Source organism: Pseudanabaena sp. PCC 9330 (assembly GCF_055795045.1).
Genome location: NZ_JAYFES010000021.1, coordinates 1 through 402 on the forward strand (window position 1 = coordinate 1; position 402 = coordinate 402).

Annotated in this window: 1 pseudogene; it reads right to left on the reverse strand. The window is 55.7% G+C overall.

The window, feature by feature from the left end:
* Positions 1–188: 188 nt before the first annotated feature.
* Positions 189–402, reverse strand: a pseudogene (locus AC0QKW_RS00405) (transposase); the annotation flags it as partial.

Here is a 402-nt window from a genome sequence, read left to right on the forward strand (position 1 = left end):
ATTTGAGGTCGTGGCTGAGGTTTGGAATCAACACCCAACGCCGTTTGAATGGGGCGGTAAACGAGCCGCTCGACGGCAACGAGCACGAGCGAAACGGTACGCCCATCGTTTAGGGGGTTCTGGAGCCGTGACTCAGGCGTTAGTCGCCTAACAATTAATGGCTATATTCAAACCAAATGACCCACTAGTTGGTAATCACCACTGGCATATTGAGAGCCTCGGTCAGAATGGAACAGCAACCCTGGAGCCGGTTGGCGTTGCCCTAAGGCCGCCTCTAAGGCCGTCAGCACGACCGCTGTGCGCACGTGCTCGGCCATCGACCAGCCCACCACCCTTCGAGAAAACAGATCGATGATGACCGCCAGATACAGCCAGCCTTCAGTCGTCCAAATGTAGGTCATG